Source organism: Flectobacillus sp. (assembly GCF_049240685.1).
GTDB lineage: Bacteria > Bacteroidota > Bacteroidia > Cytophagales > Spirosomataceae > Flectobacillus.
Genome location: NZ_JBMLSD010000487.1, coordinates 5,958 through 24,818, shown reverse-complemented (window position 1 = coordinate 24,818; position 18,861 = coordinate 5,958). Strand labels below are relative to the sequence as shown.

The window sequence follows — 18,861 nt, the reverse complement described above, 5'->3', positions numbered from 1 at the left end:
TACATTATTGATTTATGCCTCTCTACGAATTTCTTGATGGGATATGAATTTATCTCTATTTTAACGACCACTTACCTCCTCATTTTCATGCACTTTATGGAGAGTATGAGATTTTGATTGATATTCGATTATGCTCGGTTCATAAAGGTGATTTCCCCACTAAGCAGCTTAAAAAGGTAATACAGTTTGCGAAAGAAAATCAAGAAGAATTATTAGAGTTGTTTTTTCAATTTAATCCTAATACTCGACGCCATGAATAAATTACCCCGTATTACTAAGATAGTATCAATTGAGCCGTATAAAATCACCGTAATTTGGACTACGGCTGAGATACGAGTGATAGATTTCGAGCCATTTTTTCAACAATGGAATAAAAACGCTAACGAACATCTTCTAGCACTGAAAGATTGGGAGGTATTCAAGCATGTGGCCGTAAATGAGTCAAAAACATTAGAATGGTTGAATCATACCTCTGTAGTAAATTTTAGAAACAAGCGTATTGAAGTTCCCACTAGCCTCGACCCAGACGTTCTTTATGAACAAAGTCATTTCATCAAGAACATAGATACAATTCCCGTAGGAGTTATGTTGAAAGAAGCCCGAGAAAAAGCAGGTCTTAGCCAAGCAGAAGTAGCTTTGAGCGCAGGTACAACCAGAAACTATATTTCAAGAATTGAAAACGGCAAAAGCGATATTCAATTAGAAACCCTTCACAAAATTGTAGCATTAGGTTTGGGAAAGGAATTGAAGGTGGAGGTGGTGGATACTAATCTTTAAAAATATGTTCGCGATGCCAACGAATATTCTCAATATTAGGGTAGTGTTTTGCTCCAAATGGCATCATGATCTTTTTTTGACGTAATTGTGCCAGACTGTAAGGGTGTTCTGTGTTTTCACTAATTTGTGAAGAAACCAAAATCCTAAAATGGTCATCAATACTTACAAGGCCTTTATCAAACGCTGTATGTAAGTTTGGACAAAGGGCTAATCCATTCGTGACTTTATCATCTTTTGAAACACTAAACGGGATAATGTGGGCAGCTTCAATCAAATCTCCGCCAAAATCAGTGATAAGTTTCATTCCTGACATACAGCAAGTGGAAGAGTAAACTTTTCTTATTAAGCGTGGAAATAATCCACTTCTGACAAAAACTTCCTCTTCATCGATTGAGCTGAAGCCAATATTATAAATTGGGGCTTCCTTTTCGTTCAACAAAAAGCCTTCTAAATCGTTGATGTATCCTTTCCCAAATTGTTTGGCGATGACGAATTGCTCCTTCGTTTTTGTAAAATAGGTCTCAAGAATGGTATGTTGTGCTAAAAGTCTAAATTCTGAATTTTGTAATAAGAGATAAAAGTCCTCCTGAAATGAAGCGTATTTAACCACGTCTTTTAAAATGTTGATGCTCCTGATGTGATTTGTGAGGGTAAAACCAAAATTGAGATGAAGTTTCCAAAAAGGCTCTCCCGCTAACTTTTCGTTTTGAAGATAATAAAAAGGCTGAGTAAAGTCTGGACTATGTGCTGTATCAACCAAAAGAGTCCAGTTTTCTCTAAAATGGGCTACAAAGTCTGGGTCAATGTAAAATTCATTCTTTAGAAAGTGTCCGTTTTCAATTAGCTCAATAATAGTCAGGATCAGAATAAGCTTATGTGGGGCATTTCCATATTTGGAAGTACCCTGTCGAATGGATTTGAGTTTTTGAATAGAACTTCGGACATCAATCATCTGAAACGAGCTTAGATGTGAAATAGATAAGTTTTGTAGATAATATAGCCACAATTTTTGTGGAGAGAAAGAAATCTTTCATTTTTTCCCTAAAATCACAAAACCCCCTCAGAAATGAATCTGAGAGGGTTTTTGTGGTAAAGGGCGGAACACTATATATTTTAATGTATTTTAACATATATGTTTAAAAATGCCTTTTTTTGGCTAATTAAGGCATTTTTTGAAATGTATTTTTACAATTTAATCTTAATAATATATAGTTTACTATCCCACTTGCTATCCCAAATGTTTCCGCTATATTTGTGAAGAGGGTAAATCAGCAGAATATGGCAACAACTAAACTGAAATTAAGAGCGGATAGAAAGAATAGTTTTGATAGTACATCTGTCTATGTTCAAGTCTGTATAAATAGTAGAGTAAAACTTTATCCAACTGGATTCAAGGTTAATCCAGAGCAGTGGGATGAGAAAAATCAAAAATTAAAGAAGTCTTGGGGTTATGGGTATGAGAAACACTTTGCTAAGATTAACAGAAAAAAAATACTAATAGATAGTATCATTGATGGAGCATTTATGACTAATACCTCCATCACATTTGACTTCATTGCATCTGAACTATTAAAATTAGAGGGACAAGAGTCAAGTGCAAATGGAGTTGAGCCCCAAAAGAATCTGTACGAAGTATTCGAAGAATATATCTCTGAAAGAGGAGCTTTTCAATCAAAGGAAATTGCAAAGCATAGGAAAACAACATTAAATAAGTTGAAAGGATATTTTGGTGAGAAAATACCTACTTTTCAAGATATAGATTATAGGTTTTACTCTGAGTATCGAAATTGGCTATTGGAAGAAGGTGAACTTGCTAATAGCAGTGTAAATAAGCAGTTTGATTACCTAAAAGGTTTTTTACGCTATGCTTCTAAATTAAAGCTATTTGATGATAGCATTTTAAATGATTTTGAAAGACTTAAAGAATTTGAAACTCATGTAGTGTATGTTACTCAGGAAGAGCTAAAGAAAATGTGGGAATTTAAACTTTCGAGTGATAAACTTGAAAGAGTTCGTGATTTATTTGTATTTGCTTGCGCTACAGGTTTGAGAGAGTCTGATTTTTCTAATCTCAAACCCGAAAATATAAAAAATAATGAGATTCAACTTATAACAGTCAAAACATCAGACCCCTTAGTTATTCCTTTAAATTACTATTCAAAAGCTGTTTTAGATAAGTATGAGAATCAACTACCGAGGTACTCCCAACAAAAATTTAATGATTACATCAAAGAGGTTGGTTGTGAAGTAGGAATAGACACTCCAGAACAAGTAATTACTTATAAAAAAGGTGTCAGAGTTGAAAGTATATTACCTAAGTATGAGCTCTTAACTTCGCATACTGGACGTAGGACATTTATAACACAATGCATTATGAGAGGTATTCCTATTCCAGTGATTCGTTCTATGACAGGTCACAAAGATTTGAAGTCTTTTCAAAAGTATATTAAGATAACAGATAAAGATAAGCATCAAGAAATGCTCAAATGGGAAAACTAGGTAAATCTTTACAAGAAAAATCGACAAAAAAAAGCAAAATAATTTTGTAATTTTTTTTAACCATAAGTATACCAAAAGTGTACACTTCGTGTAGAAATTACAGAGCTATTTTAGGGTTTTTGCAAAAGGTGTCAACTTTCAAGGTACGATTGTGTCTTAAAAATGACATTTTAAATTGTTTTTTAGTCGATTGTGTATTTTTGTTTTTATGGTGTCCCAAATTAACAAAATTCAAAAAGTATGCTAAAATCGGATTTGCACTAATAAAAAAAAGATAAATATATTTGCACATATTTAAACAAAAAGGGAAAAACATCAGTCCTTAAGTCGCCAAACTCCAAACTGATATATTTCCCTGTAAACACAAATAAAATTATGTATGAATCAAATTTAGCGTTCTTTACGGAGAACGCCAATAAACCTGCTGTTTTTTTAACAGTTGAAGAGTTCTCTACAATGGTTAGTTCAATTGTTGAGAGTAAACTAAATCAACTTCTGCAACCATCTCATCATGCCCAATCTTCACATAGGGAAGAACATTTCAATTTTACTCAAGCTGTTGAGTTTTTAAAGATTTCTAAGCCAACATTTATCAAGTTACGAAGAGAAGGGAAAATTAAGGGAATGAAAGTAGGCGAAAAACGTCTTTTATTTAGTCGTTTGGAGCTAGAAACTTTTCTCAAAAATAATCACGAATAATATCCCTGTAAATTCAAAATGAAGTAATGGAGCAAACAAATATTGTCCCAAATGGAGAACTATGTCTTTCTGATTTGGATAAGTATATAAATCAGGTTTGTAAGACTGATTTAGAAGTTGGTGTATTTGAGGAAAAGAAGAAGGCAATGACAAAGTTTCACAAGGTAAAAAAGGAACTTGAAAGATATGATTTACGACTTGATAGTATAAAACTTGAAATTGAGTATTCAGAAAAAGGTAAAAATGATTTCCGTCCTCTCAATGATTCAAATCTGTATGTTGAGTTAAGAGAGAAGAATATTAAAATTTCTAAAGCTGATTTAAAAGAAATCTTGAAAAGCGACTTTGTTAGGAAAGTAAATCCTATTGATAACTATTTTAGAAATCTACCTCCCTATGAAGATGATGAGCCAGATTATATTGAGCAACTTTCTAGCTATGTTTATGCCGATTGCCAGTCCGAATTTAATAAGCATTTTAAAAAGCATCTTGTAAGGAGTGTTAAATGTGCATTAGATGATAATTACTTCAATAAGCAAGCTTTGATTCTAGTACAGCCTGGTCAGAACACGGGAAAAACAAGTTTTTGTAGGTTTCTTTGCCCTCCAACTTTAAAGGACTATTTTGCTGAAGATATTACTACTGATAAAGATGGTTTGATTTTGTTAGCAAAGAATTTCTTGATTAACCTAGATGAGCTCAGTACCCTGCATAAGTCAGAAATTAACGCTTTGAAATCATATTTTTCAAAAAGTTGGATAAATGTCAGGATACCTTTTGATAGTAAAAACAGTAACATTTCCAGAAAATGTTCATTCATCGGCTCAACTAATCTTGGGCAATTTTTAGCTGATGAAACAGGTTCAGTTAGATGGCTATGTTTTCAAATAAATAGCATTAATTGGAGTTACAGTAATGATGTAAATATTGATAATGTATGGAGGCAAGCATATTATCTTTATAACACAAAGTATAAATGTGATTTAACTCCAGAGGAAATACAAGAAAACGAAAAAAGAAATGCTTCTTATCAAATAGTATCTATTGAAGAAGACTTAGTAGTAAAGTTCTTAGAAGTACCTAATGAATCTAATCAACATAGGCAGGAATTTCTACAGTCGAGTGATATTACCTCCTATCTTCAGCAATCTTCAGGTTTCACTAAAATCAACAGCATTCAGGTAGGAAAAGTGTTGTCCAAATACTTTAAGCGAGAAAAGAAGATGAAGCATAAAATTCAAGTTTATGGCTATTGGGTTGTTAAATCATCTATTTAAGTAAATTAAGTTACCTAGTTACCTACATTGAAATAAGTTGCTGATAGTCTTGTGATTATATTAGGTAGGTAGCCTAAATATAGTTAATGTAAGTTACCTACCTAGTCAATTTTAGAGTAGGTAACTTGAAATCTTACTTTCTAGGTAACCTACCTAATAATTTCTATTTAATTCATTGATTTTTAGGTGATTAATGTTTTTAGGTAATTAGGTAACTTGTTTTTAAAATTCTTTTGAAATGCACTTTCGATATACATTAGATAGAAGTACGCCAACGAAACTTTTTAGATGTCCCTTATGTGGACACAAGTCACTGAAAAAATATTGGGATAATCAAGAACTTGAATATTTAGAGCCAATTGTAGGTAGATGTAACAGAGAGGTTAATTGTGGTTACCATTTAACTCCACGAAAATATTTAGGTGCTGAAGAAGACTTATCATTCATAAGGCCTGAACCTACGAGCCTTCGGAACATAACTACTGAGGCTCCAACGTATATTAACTGGAGTCTGTTAGAGAAAGGCTATAAAAAATGTGTCTCGAATCATTTCATTGATTATTTAAAACATATTTTTAATAATGATATAGCCCTCAAGCTCATCGAAACATTTTACATTGGTTCATCCAAGTATTGGAAAGGAAGTACTGTATTTTGGCAAATTGATGAGAGAAAGAATATTCATGCAGGCAAGATAATGCTCTATGATGCTATTACAGGAAAGAGAAGAAAAGAGCCTTTTAATCATATTCAGTGGGTACATAGAGCAATGAAATTAGAAGATTTCAGGCTCCATCAATGTTTCTTTGGATTACATCAGCTTACTAGAAATGATGATAGGATTATAGGTATTGTAGAGTCCGAAAAAACAGCAATATTAATGACGGCTATAATGCCAAGTATTGTTTGGATGGCTTCTGGAGGCATGAATCTATCAATAGATGCTTTTAAGCCATTAAAACGGAAAAAAATAATTCTTTTTCCCGATGTAGGGATAAAGACTCCTAAAGGAACGCCATTTGATAAATGGCTGGCTAAAACTGATATCCTTACTGAAAAAGGGTATAATGTAACCATAATGGATGCCTTGGAATCAGTAGCAACAGAAGCACAAAGGCAACAAGGGTTTGATTTAGCGGATTACCTGATTAAAATAGATTTAGACTACGATTTAGCTCTTTCAGAAGGTAATTATCCTATAGTTTGGGATTTGTAATACAAATTATTAAAATAACAGAAATTATGAAAAATGATGATGAACAGGCTTCAAATAGAGCCAAGTCAGACAAAATTGATTTTAGAGTTCCCAACCTTCTTAAGCTACAAATTATAACAGAGGCTCAAAAGCAGAATTTAAAGGTAAGTCAGTTTATTGTTGGGGTGCTCAATGAACATTTCTCTGAATTAGAAAGAGCTAAAAAAAGAAAAGAGCTGAAGGAAAGATTACGTAATACTCCTACTAAAACTACCATATCAGAAGATTTAGAAAAAGTACCTGTTGTAAGTCCTACTAAAAATAAGCTTCTACTGGATTTTGTATTTCAATTAGTAATATTGCTCGTCATTGGAATTGTAATTTACCTTTTCAGAAAGTACAAAAATAGAGTGGCTAAAGCATCAACAGGTTTGCCAGACAGTCGAGTGAATTTTGTCTGAATATTTGTCCGACATTACAGTCGGACAAATGTCTTATTTGTGGAAAATTACTAAAATATTGCGTTTACGATTAACCAAGGCTGTTTGGGTGGGTGTGTGAGCGAGAATTAAGAGTGTCAGACAGCATTAAATGTGCTAAGATATATCGTTGTAAGCATGTTTGTATTTAAATAGTTATGGTGTCATAAAATCCAAAATATCAACAATTTTTAAAAATATTGCTTTTATCTGAATTGAGAGAATTAGCTATTTCTTTTTGTAGCTCAATGGAATCGTTAAGTCCATAGTTATGTACAATTAGCATATCATACAAGTTATCAATATAGTCTGAGTTTAGGTCAGACTCTAAGTCAAAAATAAATTTTTTGATTGCAGATTCTGTAATTATATCAAGATACTCAATATTTAAAACTGGTATCGGATATCCAACTTCATCTTTAAGCAAATTATCTTCAATGAATAATTGATTTAATGATGAGGTGCCAACGCCACATCCTTTTGCAAATATTTGATGAACGAGTCCATTTCTAACAAAATAAAGAAAAGAACCCTTACAGTTTTCATTTGAAGGGAAGTATGATGATGCGAAGAAATCTAAAAAATTATTTTTATCTCTTTTATTATACTGCTTTGTATATGCAACTCTATACAGCAAACCAAAGTAATCAATCAATGAAAACAGAAATAGTGCGTATGGTAAGTGTAAATTATCCTTGTTTGCTCTAAGTGCAGTAAGTTGTTTGTGAGTGGTTTCTACATATTGATATACGTATTGCTTTAAAACTTGTTCTTTTTTTGTAGCATGATTCATATTGAAGTAAGTTTATTATTTAAAGTTGATCCATTTAATATTATTTGTAATTCAATTATACTTATTATAAGATTTTAGAAATTATATGCAATGGCTTCACAATCAAGATAAATGCCAGTAGTCTTAAAACTTTGTAGTTTGCAATTAAAGATGATAATTTGGGGCTATAGGAATAGTATAATTTCGTAAATCTTCTACCCCAATTGCGTTTTAATAACCAATTATCTCTAAAGGAGCGTAAATCTAATACTACAGGATGATTATAGTTACCCATGGTAGCGGTAGCTATGAAACAACCTTCGTTACTTTTATTTTCAGTGCCTTCAGGAATAATTTTGTTTAGCCATTCGGAGTAGGTTTCAATATTGTAAACTTCAGAGTAGAAAGCTCGACACATAAATAAAAACTTGTCAGCAGGCAAAATAGCCTTATCGACGTATTTTTGATTGGGTTTATTGTTAATATCATGAAAAGCTTCATTTCCTGATATTCTTATATCAAGGATTCTTGAATCACAAACTTTCTTTAATTGATCTTTCGTAATTTGATAAAAGCCTTTTTCTTGAACTGCGTTTTTAACACCGATACCTACTTCAGTTGAAGTTTCATGAGGTAAAAGGGTGAGGTTCTCATTATCGTCAATATTGATAATCATTTGTCCATTACGAAGGAAAAACCAGTCACTACCTTGATAGAGATAATCAATTAATAAGACCTCAGAGTCTTTATTCTTTACCTGACGAAGATAAAAGTTAAATTGAAACCCCTTATAATTATTGCCTCTTGAAGTATTGTTATTATGCCAAGCGTAAATGTAGTACTGTTTAAACTTTCTAGGATATTCAAAATAGGTTACTTGCTGTTGCTTAAACTTATCAACTTCTAGTCTCGTAAAGCGATGTTTTAACTCTATTGACATAAGAATTATATTTAGAGTAACATTAAGAAATTTTAAGGGTTATAAACTAGCGCTCTAAGTCAACCAAATGAAATGAGCTTTTTTCTGAATCCAAACCTCCATTAAAAATTAATTCTTTGTAATTATCATAGATGAAAATTATCGTTTCTACTTCTTGATTTAGTAGCTTCTTATACGCTGTATGTAACCACTCGTACTTATCAGGAAAAGTGATTTGTCCATCTTTGAATTTTCCGATGAGGTCAGATAATGAAGGTTGTTTGGATATTTCGTGTTCAAATTTCCAGTTGGAAGAATTTTTTAATTGTTCTTCTAAATCTCCAAGAGTAAATACTGAGGTTCTTAATGTTTTTTCCATTTTACAATATGTTCAGCTAGCTGTCCCCCTTTTATTTATATATATAGGAATCGCTAACAAAACACTTGTTTTTTAAGAGCATATTCAAAAAAAAATAAGTGAATCGTGTGAGTAACGTATTTTTCACCTACTTTTGAGCAATTTTAACCTATCCATTTGACATGCTACAAAGAGCCTATTTAATACTGATTTTCTCGGTTTTGTTATATTCTAACTTATGCGCTCAATTAGTCTGGCCAGATTACCCTGATGGACGATTGTATAGAATAAATCTTCAAGAAAAGCTACTGGAACAAGAACTTTCCAATAATACTTGGACTTCAATAGGAGACATTATTTCTGAGAATATCCCTCTTTCTGAATTTCCTTCTAATACGAGAATCATTACCATCGAGATACCTCATAAAGCCACAGAAAGATACTTGCTTGTAGACTGTACAAATCAGGTATATCACTTTGATTTCAAGACAAAGGTTCTTAGAAGATTGGATAATACTTTTTATCGAGGATATAATTGTTTCAGTACTAGATTTATCAGAAAAGATACCATTTATAGCTTTGGTGGATACGGGTTCTGGCATACAAATAATATTCAAACATATTTTAAAAAGAATAGCCTTGAGTGGGAAAGTCTACATCCTACGAGTACTCCTCCTATTGCTATCAATCAAGGGTTAAATGCTTATCTGGAGAAAGGGGATGTATTCTTCTCAGCTTATAATCGCTTTCATTCTGACGCTGTAGAAGCTGCAAAAAGTAGTTTTGATGATGATGTGTATCTCTTCTCATTTAAAACGCAAGAATGGGAAAAGAAAGGGGAAATTAAGTATGAGGGCATCAAGAAGATATTTACTGATTTTGCAAAAACTCCTATTCTGTGGACAGGAAGGCACTTTCTAATTCAATATAAAGATGGTGCTGTTATTAAAATGTTAGTCATTGACCCATTTGCGAATACAGTTGCAATCTGGAAGGATGAACAAATGCTTTTTGAATCACAGATGAATGGTATTTCAGAGGAGAAACCTTTTGATATATATTGCTGGCATGACACCTTATACTTTTCGCAAAGTGCTTTAAAAAAGCATGGACTAAGACAAAAGTTAGCTATATCTCAAATAGTTAAACAAGCAAAGATAGATGGAGTACTTTATGGCACTGATACAAGTTCATACTGGTATGCTATGCTTGGTGTCTTAATCTTAGTAGTTGTACTAGGTCTGGTTTACAAGTCCAGATTAAAGGCTGATTCAAAAATTGAGCTGAAAGTTAATTTTAGTGACCAAGAGTTGAAGCTGATACAATTGTTACTAGAAGAAGAGAGTCGTGTGGGAATTGATAGCAATAAAATGAATGAAGTATTAGGGATAGAAGATAAGCTTCCTGAAAATCAAAGAAAGCTTCGAACAGAATTTATTAAAGAGCTAAATCGAAAATTAGAAAAAGAATACAAAGTAAAAGATGCGTTAATTAGAAAATCGTCGGAAAGTGATAAGCGATATTCGTTGTATTTATTATCAGATGAAGTATTAAGTCAACTTAAAGGAAAAATATCGTAATGCATGTTTAAAATGAAATGGGGTAGTAAAAATTAACTTAAAATTTTCACTACCCCATTTACTATCCCACTAAATCACAAAACCCCCTCAGAAATGAATCTGAGAGGGTTTTTGTGGTAAAGGGCGGACTCGAACCGCCGACACACGGATTTTCAGTCCGATGCTCTACCAACTGAGCTACTTCACCGTTCTGATTTCCCGTTACATTTTCGTGTTTTGTTCGTGTGTTTCGGGACTGCAAAATTAGTAGACAGATTTTAAAAACCAAAATGTTTTCGCAAAAAAAATGAAAAAAAATTGCGAAATCTCTAAAATTAGGGGCTTTTTGTTTGATTTTCAGAAAGTTACATCAATAAAAAAATTTATAAAAAAATAGAAAAAAATTAAAATAGTATGCTTGCATACTATTTTAATTTTGCCCATCTTTGCAATATGCAGTTTTTTCATGAAAAAATATTAAAAGAATATATTTGGTAGCTTTTTAAGACAAAATCAGGTAGTTTTTCAAAGATTTTGTCCCTACCAAAAGTAATCAGCAATAATCTCAACTTACTATGCAAGTCGTACAACAAATCCTATTTCTGTTAGCATTAGCTGCGGCAGGGTATTTTATCGGACAACGAATCAAAACTATTCGCAACACGATTTTACTGGGTCGTGATGAAGACCGTAGCGACCGTCCCGAAGAACGTCGTGCTATGATGCTACGAATTGCTTTTGGACAACAAAAGATGTTTGACCGCCCCTTGATTGGTTTAATGCACTTTGTTATTTACGCAGGCTTTTTGCTAATCAATGTCGAGGTGCTCGAAATCGTCTTAGATGGGCTTTTGGGGACTCACCGACTTTTTGCGCCAATTTTGGGTGACGTCTATCCCCTATTGATTAATTTCTTCGAAACAATGGCTTTTGGGGTATTGGTCGTGTGTGTGATTTTCTTGGTTCGTAGAAATATTACCAAAGTAGAACGCCTTCAAGCTACTCGCCACCGTGAGTTGAGTGGTTTTCCAGAAATTGATGCTAATACGATTTTGTTTTCAGAAATTATCTTGATGTTTTTTCTTTTGAGCATGAATGCTGCCGATAGCGTTTTGCAATCGAGAGGTGTTGAGCATTATCATCCTGTAGGAACGTTTGCATTTAGTGGATTTCTCAAACCAATTTTTGAGGGATGGAATACAACGGCTTTGATTGCCTATGAGCGATTGGCGTGGTGGTTACATATCCTTGGGATTTTAGCTTTTGCGGTATATGTAACTTATTCAAAGCATTTGCATATTTTCTTGGCGTTTCCTAATGCCTATTTTTCTAACTTGGAAGCCAAAGGACAAATGGCTAATATGCCATCTGTAACGCAGGAAGTAAAAATCATGCTGGGGCTCGAACAACCTGCCTCGGACGCACCTGCTGAAATTGGTCGTTTTGGCGCAAAAGACATCAAAGATTTGACTTGGAAAAACTTGATGGATGCCTATTCTTGCACCGAATGTGGTCGTTGTACATCGCAATGTCCTGCCAATCTCACAGGAAAGGCGTTATCGCCACGAAAAATCATGATGGATACTCGCGACCGTCTGGAGGAGGTTGGGCGCAATATGACGCAAAATAAAGGTCAATTCGTGGATGATGGTAAGTCGTTGTACGGCGATTATATCTCAGCCGAGGAGTTACGTGCTTGTACAACGTGTAATGCCTGTGTACAAGAATGTCCTATCAATATTTCGCCATTAGATATTATTCTCCAATTGCGCCGATACCAAATCATGGAAGAATCAGACGCACCAGGCTCATGGAATGCGATGTTTTCGAACTTAGAAAATAATCAAGCTCCTTGGAAATTCTCGCCAGCAGATCGATTCAATTGGGCGCAGAAGGAGGGATAGAGTAGCAAAGGCACAAAGTGTTTGTTTCATTCGAAAAAATTTGAGCCATAAAATTAACTTTCACTTTGTGCCTATGTGCCTCTGCCACTTTGTGCCTCAAAAAAACTTTTAACTCAAAAAAACAAAACACATTATGCGTCGCTTCATCAGCATACTTTTCGGGGTCATCGGGTTTGGAGGTATTCTCTACTTATTGGGACCCAAACCTGATGCTCCAACTTTGAAAGATTACAGCTTTAGTCTTCCCGATTCTTTGAGTGCGCTCGAAGCTCAGATAAATGCCGAAGAAAAAGCTGTGAAGGGGATTAGAGAAGACAATCAGGCAAGAATTATTTGGGCTGATTCTCTACAAAAAAAGCCAACCGATGTTGCGCTTTTGTATGTTCATGGTTTTTCGGCAAGTCAAGAAGAAGGTGACCCTGTTCATACCAATTTGGCAAAAAAGTACCATGCCAATTTGTACCTCGCTCGCTTGGCTGGTCATGGGATTAATTTGGGCGATAGCACCATGCGAAACCTTACCTCAGACCAAGTATTAGAGTCGGTAGAAAAGGCTTTGGCGATTACTAAAAAACTGGGTAAGGAAGTCATCGTAGTAGGAACTTCGTTTGGTGGGGCGCTTACTTTATATCTTGCTTCGAGGCATCCAGAAATCAAAGCGATTGTATTGTATTCGCCTTGTATTGAGATATTTGATAAAAATGCAGCAGCGCTTGATAATCCTTGGGGTAAAAAATTAGCTACCGCTATTATGGGCTCAGAAATACGAGATTTTAAACCCTACAATGCGCTTCATGCCAAATATTGGTCAACGCACTATCATGTGGATGGCTTAATTGCTTTGCAAAATTTCTTGACTCATGTGATGACTCCAGAAACATTTGCAAAAGTAAAATGCCCAACTTATTTGGCTTATTTTTATAAAAATGAGCAAGAACAGGATAAAGTAGTATCAGTGCCTGCTATGCTCAAAATGTATGATGAATTGGGCGTTGATGCTTCGAAAAAGGAGAAACAAGCATTCCCTAATGCGGGCAATCACGTTATAGCCTCGTATGTGCTTTCGAAAGATTATGAAGGAGTACAAAAAGGCACAGAAAAGTTTTTAGACGAAAAGGTTTTCCGACCATAAAATATTTCAACAGATGTCACAAGCGCTAGAATTCAAAGTGCCAACCATGGCCGATATGGCTATGCAAGGCGAAACCCCAGAAATCTTATTTTGGGTAGGTTGTGCAGGGTCATTTGATGACCGATATAAAAAAGTTACGATTGCTTTTGCCAAAATTCTTAATCGTGTAGGAATCAAATTTGCCGTTTTGGGCACTGAGGAGTCATGTACTGGCGACCCAGCTCGTCGTGCAGGTAATGAGTTTTTATTCCAAATGCAAGCTACCATGAACATCCAAGTATTAGATGGATATGGTATCAAGAAAATCGTTACGGCGTGTCCGCATTGCTTTAATACCCTCAAAAATGAATATCCTGCCCTTGGTGGCAACTATGAGGTATTGCACCATTCGGAGTATTTACAACAGTTGATTAACGACGGTAAAGTCAAAATGGCCGAAGGTGGTAGTTTCAAGGGTAAAAAAATTACCTATCATGATTCTTGCTATTTGGGTCGTGCCAACGAGGTATATGAAGCGCCAAGAGCAGTATTAGAAGCCCTTGATGCCGAATTGGTAGAAATGAAGCGTTGTCGTACCAAAGGCCTGTGCTGTGGTGCTGGTGGTGCACAAATGTTTAAAGAACCCGAAAAAGGGAATAAGGATATTAACGTAGAACGTATCGAAGACGCTTTAGAAACAGGCGCACAAACCATTGCGGTAGCTTGTCCATTTTGTATGGTCATGATGTCGGATGGCGTAAAAAATAAAGAAAAAGAAGACTCCGTAAAAGTTTATGACTTAGCGGAACTCATCGACGCAAGTATGTAGTTGTTGGTGTAGGCTTTGACAAAGAGATTCTCTATTTTATCTTTGTCAAAGCTTACTAAAAGCCATTACAATTATGTACGTAGCATTCGAAAATATATCTCCTTCGGCACGTGTTTGGGTTTATCAAACAGAACGCCTTCTTTCATCTGACGAAACAGCTTTTGTTGGTCAATATCTTCAACAACAAATTGAACAATGGGCAGCACATGGTGCACCACTGTTGGGAGCTTTTCAGATTATTCAAAATCGATTTATTATTGTAGCCGCCGACGAACAGCAAAATGCTGCTTCGGGTTGCTCTATTGATGCCTCTGGACGTTGGTTTAAGGAGCTTGGGCAACATTTGAACATTAGTTTTTTCGACCGCTCAATTGCCTATTTTAAAGGTGATACCATCGAGACTGTCGAGATGTTGAAAATCAGAGGACTGGTGACTTCTGGAGAAATTACACCCGAAACGCCTATTGTCAACACACTGGTAGCAACCGTTGCCGAATTCCAAGAAAAATGGACGCTTCCTGCAGGAGAGTCATGGATGGCGCGATATTTTAAGCAATTAGTTTAGTTTTTAGGGCTCAGGGTTTAGGCAAGGAGGCAATAGTATATTGTTCTGACAGCTCAAAGCCAAAAGCCGATTAGGTCCATCAACAAACAATTAAAATCAAAATGGCTGAGAATTTATTCATTCCAGAAACAAAAGATAGAAAAGAAATATACGAGGCTGTTATCCCACAGATAGAAGCTTTGATTAGTACCGAAAGTGATTTAATCGCCAATTTGGCAAACATTTCGGCAGTACTCAAAGAAGCATTTGGTTTTTTCTGGGTAGGTTTTTATTTGACCAAAGGAAATCAACTTGTTTTAGGTCCATTCCAAGGTCCATTGGCTTGTACTCGTATCAACTTTAACAAAGGAGTTTGTGGTCATTGCTATACCACAAAACAGACGGTAATTGTACCCGATGTAGAAGCATTCCCTGGGCATATTGCCTGCTCTTCGGCCTCAAAATCGGAGATTGTATTGCCAGTTTTTGACAAAGAAGGAAATGTGGCGATGGTATTAGACGTAGATTCTGACTTGCTCAACGACTTTTCGGAAGTAGATGCCGAAGGTTTAGGGAAAATCATGAACGCCTTGGAAAAAACGCTCTAAATTTCTGTGATGCTGAATCGTCTCTAATTTAGTGAATGACTGATTATTTTGCGTCAGTAGAGACGCAATGATTGGGTCTAAATCCGAGTTATATTATCAAAAAAAGCGGTCGAAAAATTAATTTTCGACCGCTTTTTTTTGATAAAGTTGGAGAATAATTCTAAAACAATTACTCATCTACTCAATCACAACTCACTCAATAAAGAATGCCTGTTGATTTATTTAATCAAATCAGCTAAAGTAGTGTCTTCCAATACCGTAAGGTTCGCATCACGCCATTTTTCCATTACGCTACGAAGCGAACAAGCTTCTTCACTCACACAGTCGTCACATTTGCCATAAAAATGCAAAGAAACACAAAGTGTTGGAGAAATTGGACCATCTATAATGCGGATAATTTTAGCAAAAGTTACTTGATCGGGAGACATTCTAAGATAGTATCCGCCCCCTTTTCCTTTTTGACTTTGCAAAATGCCGTGATTTCTGAGTTCCAATAAAATAGCCTCTAAGAATTTCTTTGGAATGTGCTCTGATTCGGCAATATTGGCAATCAACAAAGGACCTTTCTCATATTCACGAGCTAGTACTTTTAAAGCTTTTAAAGCGTATTTGGCTTTCTTGGAAATCATATTCTGTTTAGTTTCTTGATGCTTGAATCTTTTACTAAAGGACTTTTGGGCTCGAATCAATGGAAGCCTTTCTCCTCCATAACAAATCCAGTATCCAGAGTAGTTCTATTTGCTTTATAGACAAAGCTACATAAAATTTATGGGATTTGATAATTTTTCTAAAATTTGAATATGCTCAAAAAATGACTATATTTCAGTGAAAATGCTAATTTTTTCGTAAAATAATTATAGTTATAAGATGAATAGAAAATGATTTTTATCCTAAAACTGTTTCATCTGTCATCGACTAGCAAAGAATAGGACAACAATGAATATATGCTCATAGCCTGTTGTCTCCATATATCATTTCAATTATGATAAAAACTCTCTTTTCATGAATAACTCCACAGATGTTATAATTGTTGGAGCTGGTTTTGCGGGACTCACAGCCGCCAAAGCTTTGCTTCAAGCTGGAAAAACGGTGCGGATTCTCGAGGCCCGCTCTCGTGTAGGCGGACGCGTACATACCGAGCACTTCGAAGGCTTTTATCTCGATATGGGAGGTACATGGGTTGGCCCTTCTCAGGATCGAGTGTATGCCATGTTGAAAGAATATCACCTAGCGACATTTCCTACCTACGATGAAGGAAAAAGTACCCTGATGATGAATGGAAAGCGTAAAAACTATAAAGGACTAATTCCTCCCCTGCCTATTCCTGCGTTGCTGAGTTTAGATTTTGCGATAAAGACAATCAATAAGTTATCCAAAACTGTTGACCTTTCCAGTCCTTGGAATACGCCAAATGCATACCATTGGGATAGCATGACTTTACAAACTTGGATAAATCAACAAATGCGTTTTAAAACAGCTCGAAAACTTTTTGGAATAGCATCTGAGGCGATTTGGGCAGCGTATCCCAATGAAATATCTATGCTTCATGCGCTATTTTATACCAAATCAGGAAGAGATTTTGATACCTTGATGAATGTGAAAAATGGAGCTCAAGAAGAACGAATTTTGGGTGGAGCACAAACTTTAGCCATCAAAATGGCAGATGCCTTACCCGAAAACACTATTCTACTAAATCATCGTGTAGACGCAATCGTGCAAGATGAACACGGTGTAGAAGTCACAGGAAAGGATTTTCATTATCATGCTTCCAAAATTATAGTGGCAATTCCTCCAACCTTGACTCATAAAATACGGTTTTCGCCAGCCCTACCAGCCAACCGACAGCAGTTGGTACAGCGTATGCCAATGGGAAGTGTTTGGAAATGTTATGCAGTATATGAAAAACCATTTTGGCGAGAAAAAGGCTTGAATGGTTTAGCCGCAAGTGATGAAGGATATGTGAGTGTCACTTTCGATAATTCTCCAAAAGATGGCTCGAAGGGAATTATGATGGGATTTGTATTGGCAAATCAAGCAAAAGCTTTCTCTCTTTTATCAGAACAACAACGTAGGGAAGTTGTGCTAAAACAGTTTGCCCAGTTTTTTGGTGAGGAAGCTCAAACTCCCCTATTCTATGTGGATAAATCTTGGGCAGAAGAAGAGTTTTCGGGTGGGTGCTATGCTGGACTGATGCCTACAGGAGCTTGGACGAGCCTAGGGAAACACCTTCGTGAACCTGTAGGAAACATCCATTGGGCAGGTACCGAAACCGCCGAAATTTGGAATGGATATATCGATGGAGCTATTCGTTCAGGAGAAAGAGTGGTCAGTGAAATCTTAGAAAAAAAATAAAAATAGCCTTGTAATTGATTTTTCGGCTATTTGTTAAACTTTTGTTAATGCATACTTGTGTTATCCAAAGGCCGTTGTAAAGACATAAATTGATATTTCAAAAACAAATCTTTGTACTATTATGAAAAAAATAATGATGGCCTTGGCAATGTTTGGTGGCGTTTTATTCTCGACTCAAGCACAAAATAACGATAAAGCCCCTGTGAAAAAAATTGAAGTGACTGGTACTGCCGAAGAAGAGGTATTGCCAGATAAAATCTTTGTTTCGGTTACTTTGAGAGAATATTTCAAAGATAAAGACAACAAAAATCGAGTAGATATTTTGGTATTAGAACAGCAATTACAAAAGGCTGTGGCTGATGCAGGTTTACCTAAAGAGTCCCTAACGGTAGGAGGTATCAACGGATATCGTGAATGGTGGGGAAAGAAAAAGCCGACTAATTTTTTAGAAAGTAAAACCTATACTTTGGCATTAGCAAACCTTTCAAAAATTGATGCTATTCTGAACCGTGTAGATGAAAAAGGTATTTTCTCTACCAATATCGAGCGCTTTGAATACTCAAAAATTGAGGAGCTAAAAAAACAAGTAAAAATCAAGGCTCTCCAAAATGCTAAAGAAAAAGCAAACTACTTATTAGCAGGAATCGGCGAGCAGTTGGGTGAAGCTTTGGAGATTTATGAAATAGATAATGGCTATTATCCTCAACCTATGTATGCTGCCATGAAACGTGAAATGGCAATGTCCGCAGACGCCGCTCCTATGCAAGAGAGTACAGTAGATGTACAAAAAATCAAGGTGAGATTTGATATGAAAGCTGTGTTTAAAATCAAGTAAAGTGTTAAGTATTAGTGCAAATACGCTTTAGGCTATAGGCCGTAGGCGTTAGGCAAAATAGAAACGCTTTTAAACTTTTAGCTTACAGGATATAGCGTACAGCCTATTGCAAGTTAAATTACAATTATTCAGGTGATTATATCA

General features: G+C 35.4%; 20 protein-coding genes and 1 tRNA gene. 15 read left to right on the top strand and 6 right to left on the bottom strand.

What is annotated here, in order from left to right; translation table 11 throughout:
* Positions 1–47: 47 nt before the first annotated feature.
* Both ACOVQ4_RS22565 and ACOVQ4_RS22560 read left to right on the top strand, forming a co-directional pair.
* The gene (locus ACOVQ4_RS22565) at positions 48–260 is read left to right on the top strand and encodes a DUF4160 domain-containing protein (protein WP_421822860.1); all 213 of its coding nucleotides are present in this window, start codon (positions 48–50) and stop codon (positions 258–260) included.
* Positions 253–777, top strand: coding sequence for a helix-turn-helix domain-containing protein (locus tag ACOVQ4_RS22560; protein WP_421822845.1), 525 nt, complete (start codon positions 253–255; stop codon positions 775–777). Before ACOVQ4_RS22565 ends, ACOVQ4_RS22560 begins: the two co-directional genes overlap by 8 nt.
* Here the strand turns inward: ACOVQ4_RS22560 and ACOVQ4_RS22555 are convergent.
* Entirely contained in the window at positions 767–1,729 is a 963-nt protein-coding gene (locus ACOVQ4_RS22555; RefSeq protein ID WP_421822844.1) for an HNH endonuclease, read from the bottom strand. The genes ACOVQ4_RS22560 and ACOVQ4_RS22555 overlap by 11 nt on opposite strands.
* A gap of 326 nt (positions 1,730–2,055) precedes the next feature.
* On the opposite strand from ACOVQ4_RS22555, the gene ACOVQ4_RS22550 reads away from it, so the two are divergent.
* The 5 genes from ACOVQ4_RS22550 (at position 2,056) to ACOVQ4_RS22530 (ending at position 6,908) form a co-directional block, all read left to right on the top strand.
* Positions 2,056–3,276, top strand: coding sequence for a site-specific integrase (locus ACOVQ4_RS22550; RefSeq protein WP_421822843.1), 1,221 nt, complete (start codon positions 2,056–2,058; stop codon positions 3,274–3,276).
* A gap of 375 nt (positions 3,277–3,651) precedes the next feature.
* Positions 3,652–3,975, top strand: coding sequence for a helix-turn-helix domain-containing protein (locus ACOVQ4_RS22545; protein ID WP_421822842.1), 324 nt, complete (start codon positions 3,652–3,654; stop codon positions 3,973–3,975).
* A 26-nt stretch (positions 3,976–4,001) separates the two neighbouring features.
* Positions 4,002–5,252 carry a VapE domain-containing protein gene (locus tag ACOVQ4_RS22540; protein ID WP_421822841.1) on the top strand — a complete coding sequence of 417 codons (1,251 nt, stop codon included), beginning with the start codon at positions 4,002–4,004 and terminating at the stop codon, positions 5,250–5,252.
* A gap of 238 nt (positions 5,253–5,490) precedes the next feature.
* Positions 5,491–6,468: a DUF6371 domain-containing protein gene (locus ACOVQ4_RS22535; RefSeq protein ID WP_421822840.1), complete on the top strand. Its 978-nt coding sequence runs from the start codon at positions 5,491–5,493 to the stop codon at positions 6,466–6,468.
* Positions 6,469–6,494: 26 nt separating this feature from the next.
* Positions 6,495–6,908, top strand: coding sequence for a hypothetical protein (locus ACOVQ4_RS22530; RefSeq protein ID WP_421822839.1), 414 nt, complete (start codon positions 6,495–6,497; stop codon positions 6,906–6,908).
* Positions 6,909–7,107: 199 nt separating this feature from the next.
* On the opposite strand, the gene ACOVQ4_RS22525 is transcribed toward ACOVQ4_RS22530, so the two are convergent.
* From ACOVQ4_RS22525 to ACOVQ4_RS22515, 3 genes are all read right to left on the bottom strand, one after another.
* Positions 7,108–7,719: a hypothetical protein gene (locus ACOVQ4_RS22525; RefSeq protein WP_421822838.1), complete on the bottom strand. Its 612-nt coding sequence runs from the start codon at positions 7,717–7,719 to the stop codon at positions 7,108–7,110.
* A gap of 64 nt (positions 7,720–7,783) precedes the next feature.
* The gene (locus ACOVQ4_RS22520; RefSeq protein WP_421822837.1) at positions 7,784–8,638 is read right to left on the bottom strand and encodes a CFI-box-CTERM domain-containing protein; all 855 of its coding nucleotides are present in this window, start codon (positions 8,636–8,638) and stop codon (positions 7,784–7,786) included.
* Positions 8,639–8,684: 46 nt separating this feature from the next.
* Entirely contained in the window at positions 8,685–8,996 is a 312-nt protein-coding gene (locus ACOVQ4_RS22515; protein ID WP_421822836.1) for a hypothetical protein, read from the bottom strand.
* Between the two features lie 161 nt (positions 8,997–9,157).
* Between ACOVQ4_RS22515 and ACOVQ4_RS22510 the strand changes: the two genes are divergently transcribed.
* A complete protein-coding gene (locus tag ACOVQ4_RS22510) occupies positions 9,158–10,555 on the top strand; it encodes a hypothetical protein (protein WP_421822835.1) in 1,398 nt (465 codons plus the stop codon).
* Between the two features lie 114 nt (positions 10,556–10,669).
* Here the strand turns inward: ACOVQ4_RS22510 and ACOVQ4_RS22505 are convergent.
* Positions 10,670–10,742: transfer RNA gene (locus ACOVQ4_RS22505), tRNA-Phe, on the bottom strand.
* A gap of 367 nt (positions 10,743–11,109) precedes the next feature.
* On the opposite strand from ACOVQ4_RS22505, the gene ACOVQ4_RS22500 reads away from it, so the two are divergent.
* The 5 genes from ACOVQ4_RS22500 (at position 11,110) to ACOVQ4_RS22480 (ending at position 15,530) form a co-directional block, all read left to right on the top strand.
* Positions 11,110–12,438: a 4Fe-4S dicluster domain-containing protein gene (locus ACOVQ4_RS22500; RefSeq protein ID WP_421822834.1), complete on the top strand. Its 1,329-nt coding sequence runs from the start codon at positions 11,110–11,112 to the stop codon at positions 12,436–12,438.
* A 133-nt stretch (positions 12,439–12,571) separates the two neighbouring features.
* Positions 12,572–13,570 carry an alpha/beta hydrolase gene (locus ACOVQ4_RS22495; RefSeq protein WP_421822833.1) on the top strand — a complete coding sequence of 333 codons (999 nt, stop codon included), beginning with the start codon at positions 12,572–12,574 and terminating at the stop codon, positions 13,568–13,570.
* Positions 13,571–13,583: 13 nt separating this feature from the next.
* Positions 13,584–14,378: a (Fe-S)-binding protein gene (locus ACOVQ4_RS22490; protein WP_095161025.1), complete on the top strand. Its 795-nt coding sequence runs from the start codon at positions 13,584–13,586 to the stop codon at positions 14,376–14,378.
* A gap of 73 nt (positions 14,379–14,451) precedes the next feature.
* Positions 14,452–14,943 (top strand): hypothetical protein, encoded by a 492-nt coding sequence (locus ACOVQ4_RS22485; protein ID WP_095161026.1) that lies wholly within the window; start codon positions 14,452–14,454, stop codon positions 14,941–14,943.
* Between the two features lie 101 nt (positions 14,944–15,044).
* The gene (locus ACOVQ4_RS22480) at positions 15,045–15,530 is read left to right on the top strand and encodes a GAF domain-containing protein (protein WP_421822832.1); all 486 of its coding nucleotides are present in this window, start codon (positions 15,045–15,047) and stop codon (positions 15,528–15,530) included.
* 218 nt (positions 15,531–15,748) lie between these two features.
* Here the strand turns inward: ACOVQ4_RS22480 and ACOVQ4_RS22475 are convergent, their stop codons facing one another.
* Positions 15,749–16,159 carry an RrF2 family transcriptional regulator gene (locus ACOVQ4_RS22475; protein WP_095161028.1) on the bottom strand — a complete coding sequence of 137 codons (411 nt, stop codon included), beginning with the start codon at positions 16,157–16,159 and terminating at the stop codon, positions 15,749–15,751.
* Between the two features lie 373 nt (positions 16,160–16,532).
* Between ACOVQ4_RS22475 and ACOVQ4_RS22470 the strand changes: the two genes are divergently transcribed.
* Together ACOVQ4_RS22470 and ACOVQ4_RS22465 are read left to right on the top strand one after the other, a co-directional pair.
* Positions 16,533–17,882 (top strand): flavin monoamine oxidase family protein, encoded by a 1,350-nt coding sequence (locus tag ACOVQ4_RS22470; protein ID WP_421822831.1) that lies wholly within the window; start codon positions 16,533–16,535, stop codon positions 17,880–17,882.
* A 121-nt stretch (positions 17,883–18,003) separates the two neighbouring features.
* Positions 18,004–18,717 carry an SIMPL domain-containing protein gene (locus ACOVQ4_RS22465; protein ID WP_421822830.1) on the top strand — a complete coding sequence of 238 codons (714 nt, stop codon included), beginning with the start codon at positions 18,004–18,006 and terminating at the stop codon, positions 18,715–18,717.
* Positions 18,718–18,861 lie beyond the last annotated feature (144 nt).